Source organism: Methylophaga sp. UBA1464 (assembly GCF_002325665.1).
Taxonomy (GTDB): domain Bacteria; phylum Pseudomonadota; class Gammaproteobacteria; order Nitrosococcales; family Methylophagaceae; genus Methylophaga.
This window is the reverse complement of sequence record NZ_DCSO01000045.1, coordinates 88,664-97,021: the sequence shown is the minus strand read 5'-3', so window position 1 is coordinate 97,021 and position 8,358 is coordinate 88,664. Positions and strand designations below refer to the sequence as shown.

Sequence of the window (8,358 nt, the reverse complement as noted above, 5' to 3'; positions counted from 1 at the left end):
ATAGCCATCAGACTAAAGAAGGCGTTTGGGGAAAAATCGTCGTGTTGAGTGGCAAGCTGCTTTACACCATCCAGCAGCCTTTTGAAGAAATAGAATTGGATTCAAATAGAGTTGGCGTGGTGGAACCTACCGTCCTGCATCATGTAAAACCGATGGGGCAGGTGAGTTTTTTTGTCGAGTTTTATCAGTAGCGGATCACTCTACGCAGACGATTTATGTAGATTCACAGTGCCCGGATTTGCCTGGCTTTACCGCCTTTGCGGATCGGCATGACATGCACCATGCTCAAGTCAAGCCTGATGCCCAGCCTGGTTCCCACCGATAAACTATTTCGGAATGACCCGGACAAGGTCAACACAAACTCGGCTCCAGCGACTTCTTCAACCGTTAATGTCAGCAGGTTGATTTCACCTAAATGTCTTGATTCAGTCACCTGGGCATGAAAATCATTTTCCTGTGATATGTCCTGCTGTTTGATTAAGGCAATGCCATCACTCGGAATCACCCAGTTGACTGGCTGACCTGCAGGAATTCGTCCTTTATCACGCACCTGTAAAACAGGTTGTTGGGTTGCTTTCTGACCGTCACCCTTCCAGCGTAACAACCCTTTTCCGGGTGGCTCAGTTGGGCCGATCCACTCTCCCAGAAAGCGATTATGTATACCCACCAAATCAGCAACACGGGCATTACGCGGCGCATTGTAAATATCCGAAGGTGTTCCCTGTTGAAGGATTTGGCCGTTATCGATGACCACCAGCTGATCAGCCAGCAGTCGTGCTTCATTCAAATCATGGGTGACCAAAATAATTGGAATAGCTAAATCACGTCGTAAATCGGCCAGCAACCGATACAGACTTTGACGGTTCATCTGATCCACTGCCGAAAAGGGTTCATCCAGCAGCATTAATCTGGGCTCCCGAGCCAACGCTCTGGCAACGGCCACCCGTTGTTGCTGACCACCTGACAAATCCGCCGGTTTACGGTGTTGTTCTGCGTGAGTTAGGCCAACATGATCAAGCCACTGTTTTGCTTGTTTAGTTCGTTCGGCTCTTGGCAGATGTAATAACGGCAATGAAACATTTTCAATCGCATCAAAATGCGGCATAAGTGCATAGTCCTGGAACACCATTCCCACATGGCGACGCTGCGGCGGCAAACAAATATGGTTGTCGGTATCACACCATATTTCGTCACCGACAATCACTTTGCCATGATGTGGTTGCATCAGTCCCGACAAAATTCGCATCAACGAGGTTTTGCCTGCGCCGGAAGGACCAACCAATGCCAATAACTGTCCGGATTCACATTGAAAGCTGCCTTTCAGAGGCATAGGCTGTGACTGTTCTACCGAGACGTGAAGTGCTGGAGATGTGTGTGTCATCGTCTTACCGCCAATCGTGCCGAGGCAAAAAACGATGCCACGACTGCGGTCAAAGAAAGCGCCAATAACATCATCGCCATTTGATTGGCACCTTCAAGATCAAACGATTGCACCCGATCATAGATGGAGATGGCGATGGTTTTGGTTTCGCCGGGAATGCTGCCGCCGACCATCAATACCACGCCGAATTCACCCAGCGTGTGCACAAAAGTCAGCACCATGCCTGATAAAATGCCGGGCCAGGCCAGCAATACCTCGATGCGCCAGAAACTCTGCCATTTGCTCAGCCCACTCACCGCAGCGGCTTCACCCAACTCTCGGGGAATGGCTTCAAAAGCCCGTTGAATCGGTTGTACCAGAAAAGGAATATTAAAAATGACCGAGGCAATCACCAGACCGGAAAAATTGAAGGTAAGTTGGATACCAAAGGTATTCTGCATCCATTGGCCGAAGGGTGAACCACCCCCCATGGACACCAGCAGGTAGTAACCAAGCACCGTGGGTGGTAATACCAGTGGTAATACCACTAACCCTTCTATCCAGGCTTTATAACGAACCTGAGTGTGTGCCAGCCAACGGCCTAACCACAGTCCGAAAGGCAGTAACACCAGTAAGGTGACAAAAGCCAGTTGCAATGAAAGTGTTAAAGCCTGCCAATCCATTTAACGTTGCTCTCGGTTAGTCATCTGGCATCGCAAAGCCATAACGCAGCATGATTTTTTGGGCCCTGGGCGTGGCGAGAAAGTCATAAAACTGTTGTGCCGATGGCGGGGCATTTTTTATCACCACCATGCGCTGAATAAGTGGCTGATGCAAATGCTCGGGGATCAATTCAAACTCACCCAATCTGCCGACTTGTGGGGCGAGTGCCAGAGATAACGCAATAATGCCGCCTTGAGTGGATCCCGAGGTGGCAAACTGGGCAGCCTGAGAAATATTTTCACCATAAACCAGCTTTGGTTGAATGCTCTGCCACAGATTGGCATATTGCAAAGCTTCCATTGCCCGAGTTCCATAGGGGGCATGTTCAGGGTTAGCGATAGCGAATTTGTGTAATCGGCCATCTGTTACAGCCTTCGTTAAATCAGTTAATTCACCATCAGCTTTTAAAGGTGATTGATGCGGCACGATGATGCCAATGCGACCAATCGCATAGATGCGACCTTCATCTTGGGTTTTATCAGCTTTGGCTAACTCAAACACAAAACTCTCATCTGCTGACATAAACAGATGAAACGGCGCGCCTTGCAGGATTTGGGTTTTGAAGTTACCGGATGATCCAAACACTAAACGCAGTTGCTGACCGGTTTCCTGCTCAAACAGCGCGGCAACTTCTTCTATGGCAAATTTGAGATCAGATGCTGCGGCTATCGTAGCCTTTTCAGCCATTGCCTGGGTTGAAAGCAGCACGAGAAACAGACTGGCGATTAATTTATAAGGCTTCATGTTGTCCTGACTAATAGGGCTACTTTCGTTAGGTCTGTTGAGACATAACGCTCAATATAATGCATGTTATTTATCTCAACAACTTTGCGAACATCAGGTTTAGTCGGTTAATGCACGAACGGCGGCTAATTCTTCGGCAGCTTGAGCATTGAGACGTCTTTCAAGTGCATCATACTTCTCAACCAATTGCTGACCGAGAGTCGTTAACGAAGCGCCGCCACCTCCTTTTCCGCCGCTGGTCGTTTCCACAACCGGTTTGCCAAACCCCTGATTCAGCGAATCAATGAGCACCCAGGCGCGCTTATAGGGGATGCTGAGTTTTCTGGCTGCTGCAGCAATCGATTTCAGTTCCGCGACTGTTCGTAATAAATCGATCTTACCGGGGCCAATGGCTAAACCCTTGCCCAGATAAATTCGGGGACGAACTAAAATGGCAGCTGACGTTTTGGTTGTTGGACACATAGCGCTAGCCTAACCAAAAGCGATGCTGAAGACCAGAGCCATTGTCAGCCGAAATAGAACTCAATACAGGTTAAAGCCTGACCGGGATTTATGCGTTGTAATAGTCATTGTTTATTACGTTATAAACAGCTGATAATGGCCGAGTATTGAACGGCATATTCATCGTGGAGAACAGAATGAAAATTATTGCGCTAATCTTAGGTTTGTCGTCAGTTGCATTGGTATCGGGCTGTGCGGTGAAAACATCAGGTGTCAAAAAAGTCGGCCCGGATACCTATACGGTTTCTGCTGATCATTTGAATGCGTCAACAGCCAAAGCATCTGTACTGGATCAAGCCGGTGCATATTGTGCGAATCTGGGACAAGAAGTATTGGTTACGAAGACCTTGAAACGTCAGAAAGTGAAATATTTTTACGATGTGACGTTCCTGTGTCTGGAAAAAGGCGACCCGCGTTTAGTCAGTCCGGAGTATGAAACCACGGTTGAGCCGAGATAATCGACTCAACCGTTGATGAAACACAAAACCGGCAGTGAGTTTTCTTGGCCGGCTTTGTATTGATAACAAAAAGAGTTTGCTGCCTGTTACACACAACCGTTAGTTATCTGCTTTAGTGTGTAGTAATGTTGGTGCTGCTAAAGCAGCCACTTTTTATCTTTTCTGCCTCTCGTTTAGTAAGCCCATCTCACCCGGAATCGGAGTATTTGAATGCCGATAAAACCCATCACCATTGCAGGCTGGTTATTGTTGTATCTGCTGATTGCCTTGTTGCCGATGATGATTGCGATGGGTATTGAACGCCCTGAACCGCGAGATTTGCTGGTGGAAATGGGGTCGATGCTGGGGTTACTGGGGTTGGGTATGCTGGCAACTCAATTGATAATTTCAGGCAGACATCGCTGGTTTGCTGCTGGTGTGGGACAAGATAATTTACTGCAGTTCCATCGTCGCACCGGCATTACGGCATGGATACTGATTCTGGCGCACCCTGTATTACTGATGACTGGAGATCAGCAGTTTATTGCCTGGCTGGATCCCACTGAAGACTGGCTGCGGGCCAGCGGTGTTTATGCACTGGCTTTGGCGGTGACAGCATTAATCATCAGTTCGTTGTGGCGTAAACAGCTCGGTTTGCAATACGAAAACTGGCGAACCGTGCATGCGGGCCTTTCATTATTTGTGGTTGCCGGCGGATTGGGGCATGCCTTAATGGGCAGACATCATACTGATGGTTGGTTAACCCAGATATTGTTCATTGCTGCGATCACCATTCCATTGTTGCTGTTGCTGGAAACCCGTTTATGGCGACCTTATCAAATGCAAAAACGTCCTTGGCGGGTAGTCGAGTCCGAGAACACTCGAGCGGATTCAACCGATCTGATTTTAGTTGCGGATGGTCATCGGGGAATGAATTTTAAACCCGGTCAATTTGCCTGGCTGACATTGGGGAGTTCGCCGTTTTCAATTCAGCAACATCCATTTTCAATGGCATCCAGTTCAAGCAATCCCGGACATCTTGAATTTGTGATCAAGGAAGCAGGTGATTTCACACATTATCTGGCGAAGGTCAAACCCGGCGATAAGGCCTTTCTGGAAGGCCCTTACGGGGTTTTTACCATGGATCCAAAAGCCAAACGCCGTGCGGTGTTTATTGTCGGCGGCATCGGCATTACACCCATATTGTCGATGATCCGCAGCCGACTGGTAGAGCATAATCAAAGCCCGATGTGGCTGATATACGCCAACAAATCTGAAGATGAAATTATCATGCGCGATACACTGGAAGCGTTTACCCAAAAATTGCCGCTTCAGGTGCTTCATGTACTTTCTGATCCATCCGATGACTGGATGGGCGAGTCCGGTTACGTTGATGGAGATTTGCTGGACGAATATCTGCCTGAAGATGCAGAGGATATTGATTATTTTGTCTGCGGACCACCACCAATGATGGATCTGGTGGAACCCGAATTACGAAAACGCGGCGTCAATATCTGTCGTATGTATTCTGAACGTTTTAATCTGGTGTAAGGAGTTTATATGTTGCATATCTATGCTCGACGAATTGGCAGTGTGGTCTCCGTCGTTTTGTTGTTGATTGCACTTACCATAGCCTGGTTATTTGCTCGATGAAAAATTTCACCAACTGGAGAAAGTAATGGTCGTCACCTTTAGCACCAAAGCCTATGCCAATATCACCATGATGGGTGATGTGGCCAAAGATATGCTGAAAATAATGGGCCACAGTGGCACTGTTCCGGGAGCCTTTCAGCCCCGTGACTTACCATCAGCTTTATCGAATCTGCAACAAGCCGTCGATTCAAGTAAAGCGGCAGAACAGGATCCTAAAGAGGGTGAATTCAAGCCAGGTTTGTCGCAGCGGGCATTGCCATTAATCAACCTTTTAAAAGCCGCCATTGACGCTAATGCGGATGTAATGTGGGATGGCAAATAGCCTGAAAACCCAGTGATAACAGGCGTAGTGAACATTTTATAAAAACGTGTTTAACAATCCGTTGGCAATGCGCTGAAAGGTAAGATTGTCAGGTATGATTACCCTTTAACTCAATATGACGATTGGCTTGCAATCGCTCATCAGACAGGGGAGTCACATCGTGGAACCGGCCTATTTTATTTATGCCTTTGCAGGTGGTCTGCTGGCAATGATTTTACGCCTGCCACCGTTGGCCGGATTTCTGGCAGCAGGTTTTTTGCTCAATTATTCGGGCTATACGCTCACGCCGACGCTTGAGGCTGTCGCCAATCTTGGTGTGACCTTATTACTGTTTACCATCGGTTTGAAGCTCAATATCCGCACTTTATTACAATCGGAAGTGTGGGGCGTTGCCAGTTTGCATATCACCTTGTCCAGCGTGTTATTTGTGCTGATTCTGGGCTTGCTCAAATTCGCCGGTATCATGCTGATGCAATCGACAGACTGGACAGCCATTGTCATTCTGGCGTTTGCCTTATCGTTTTCCAGTACGGTATTTGCTGTCAAAGTGCTGGAAGAGCGCAGTGAAACCCAATCTTTTTACGGACGGGTGGCGATTGGTATCTTGATCATGCAGGATATTTTTGCCGTGATTTTCCTGTCAGCCACTACGGGCAGTTTGCCTTCAGTCTGGGCATTAACATTATTCTTATTGATCCCTGCAGCCCCATTTCTACGTCAATTACTGGATCGCCTCGGTCATGGCGAAATGCAGGTATTGTTTGGTTTTGTCCTTGCGTTAGTGCTCGGCTATAAGCTGTTTGAACTGGTGGGTTTGAAAGGCGATCTCGGTGCCTTAATCATGGGAATTCTGCTGGCGCCTCACAAAACCTCGGCTAATCTGGCACGATCTTTATTTAATATTAAAGAACTGTTTCTGGTCGGCTTTTTCCTGTCGATCGGTCTGACGGCATTACCCAATTGGGAGCACGTTGGGCTGGCATTGTTATTGTTAGTATTGTTACCCCTGAAAACCGTGCTATTTGTGGTGATATTTCCCCGCTTTAAATTACGGGTCCGCACCTCAGTATTAGCATCGATGACACTGAGCAATTACTCCGAATTTGGCTTGATCGTAACGGCTTTAGCGATGACTCAAGGCTGGTTGAGCAGTGACTGGTTAGTGATTTTATCGTTATCAGTCGCGATGAGTTTTGTGGTGGCTGCGATATTGAACAACTATAACGAACGTCTCTATCAATTAAGCCGTAATCGATTGCAGGAAGTGCCTGCGGCTGAATTACATCCACATGACAAACCTATTGAATTAAATGGCGCACAGGTGGTTATTTTGGGCATGGGCAAAATTGGCCGTGGCACCTATCAACGGCTGCAGCAAAAATATAATTTGAATGTGCTGGGAATCGACAACGATGAAAACAAAGTGGAACGCTTGAGTCAGGATTATCAAATCGTTGAAGGCGATGCAGTGGATTCTGATTTTTGGGACAAATTGTTGGTGAGTGATCAGGTGCAACTGGTGGTACTGGCAATGCCGCATCATGCCGGTAATGTCTATGCGCTTAAACAATTGCGAGGACGGGATTTTAAAGGTCGCGTTGCGGCCATTGTTGAATATTCTGATGAAGTTGAGCGGCTGAAAAATCTGGGCGCTGATGAAGTGTTTGAAGTCTACGAAGGTGCCGGCCTATCGTTGGCGGATCAAGCGATGCAGCACTGAATATCATGGTAAAACGGTAAATCAAAGGCCAGCAATCAGTCTGGCCTTCATTTTGGATAAGGTGTATTTCAGCGCAGTTTATTTCCAGTTGGTCCGCTTGGCTTGCTGAAGTTTTTCATAACCTGCCAATAATGCATTGTGGCGTTCAAAACCCTCCAGGCTGAGGCCAGGGCAATGCAGGTTGTGGAATAGTTTTTCACCTTCGACGATTTGAATGCCATCATCAACATTTTGTTGGCCATACATCAAAGCCAGGCCTTTGCTGTATTCAGCGTAATCGCGTTCATCATCCCATTTGATTTCCAGCAGTGCCTTCAGGCAACGGTAAAACAAAATGTTTTCTTCGCTGGCCTGATCCAAAGCCAGACACCAGTCAATCCAATCGATGGCTTCTTCGTCTTCCAATGCCAGATACAGCATGGCTTTCAGTTCGCCAAGACGAATATCCGCCCATAAGGTGCCGGGATCTGGGGCCAGTCCGATAAACGGAGCCACTGGAGTTTGATCGTTATAACCACCTTCATCAAGACGATCCAGAATATCTTGCCATTGCTCTGGGTCGCCATCTTTCAGAGTCAGAAAGTCTTCGCGGAATAAAGCGCCTTCATTATTGTTTTCCCAAACCAATTCATCGACCGGATAAATATCGGACATGCCCGGCACCAGAATACGGCAGGCATAGACATCCAGATGATGGTAATCGGCAATATAGATATCAAAACCCAGGCCGTGGATTTTGTCGGTCAGGAATTTGAACTCATCGGCGGTGGCATCATCATAATCCCAATCGAAGAAATCGTAATCAGGCGTTTCGCGGAAAAAGTCGTTAGAGATGTAACCGCTGGAATCAATAAAATGCATTTCCAGATTGGCAGGGGAAGCGACCTCATCCAAATCA

At 47.4% G+C, this 8,358-nt stretch carries 10 protein-coding genes; 5 read left to right on the top strand and 5 right to left on the bottom strand.

Annotation, left to right across the window (positions count from 1 at the left end):
* On the top strand, positions 1-191 hold a 191-nt coding region (locus tag B3O33_RS05165; RefSeq protein ID WP_292363133.1), incomplete at its 5' end, for a DUF1971 domain-containing protein.
* Positions 192-223: 32 nt separating this feature from the next.
* Here the strand turns inward: B3O33_RS05165 and B3O33_RS05160 are convergent.
* From B3O33_RS05160 to B3O33_RS05145, 4 genes are all read right to left on the bottom strand, one after another.
* Positions 224-1,381: an ABC transporter ATP-binding protein gene (locus tag B3O33_RS05160; protein ID WP_292361264.1), complete on the bottom strand. Its 1,158-nt coding sequence runs from the start codon at positions 1,379-1,381 to the stop codon at positions 224-226.
* Positions 1,378-2,043 carry a molybdate ABC transporter permease subunit gene (gene modB, locus B3O33_RS05155; RefSeq protein WP_292361263.1) on the bottom strand — a complete coding sequence of 222 codons (666 nt, stop codon included), beginning with the start codon at positions 2,041-2,043 and terminating at the stop codon, positions 1,378-1,380. Before modB ends, B3O33_RS05160 begins: the two co-directional genes overlap by 4 nt.
* Before the next feature lie 16 nt (positions 2,044-2,059).
* Positions 2,060-2,827 carry a molybdate ABC transporter substrate-binding protein gene (gene modA, locus B3O33_RS05150; protein WP_292363132.1) on the bottom strand — a complete coding sequence of 256 codons (768 nt, stop codon included), beginning with the start codon at positions 2,825-2,827 and terminating at the stop codon, positions 2,060-2,062.
* Positions 2,828-2,926: 99 nt separating this feature from the next.
* Positions 2,927-3,289 carry a winged helix-turn-helix domain-containing protein gene (locus B3O33_RS05145; protein WP_292361261.1) on the bottom strand — a complete coding sequence of 121 codons (363 nt, stop codon included), beginning with the start codon at positions 3,287-3,289 and terminating at the stop codon, positions 2,927-2,929.
* A 176-nt stretch (positions 3,290-3,465) separates the two neighbouring features.
* Between B3O33_RS05145 and B3O33_RS05140 the strand changes: the two genes are divergently transcribed.
* The 4 genes from B3O33_RS05140 (at position 3,466) to B3O33_RS05125 (ending at position 7,460) form a co-directional block, all read left to right on the top strand.
* The gene (locus B3O33_RS05140; protein WP_292361260.1) at positions 3,466-3,786 is read left to right on the top strand and encodes a hypothetical protein; all 321 of its coding nucleotides are present in this window, start codon (positions 3,466-3,468) and stop codon (positions 3,784-3,786) included.
* Between the two features lie 210 nt (positions 3,787-3,996).
* A complete protein-coding gene (locus B3O33_RS05135; RefSeq protein WP_292361259.1) occupies positions 3,997-5,316 on the top strand; it encodes a ferredoxin reductase family protein in 1,320 nt (439 codons plus the stop codon).
* Positions 5,317-5,443: 127 nt separating this feature from the next.
* Complete coding sequence (locus B3O33_RS05130; protein ID WP_292361258.1) at positions 5,444-5,740, top strand: DUF1840 domain-containing protein; 297 nt, start codon at positions 5,444-5,446, stop codon at positions 5,738-5,740.
* Between the two features lie 160 nt (positions 5,741-5,900).
* The gene (locus B3O33_RS05125; protein WP_292361257.1) at positions 5,901-7,460 is read left to right on the top strand and encodes a cation:proton antiporter family protein; all 1,560 of its coding nucleotides are present in this window, start codon (positions 5,901-5,903) and stop codon (positions 7,458-7,460) included.
* Positions 7,461-7,538: 78 nt separating this feature from the next.
* Here the strand turns inward: B3O33_RS05125 and B3O33_RS05120 are convergent.
* Positions 7,539-8,358: YcaO-like family protein (locus B3O33_RS05120; protein WP_292363131.1), on the bottom strand; the 820-nt coding region annotated here is incomplete at its 5' end.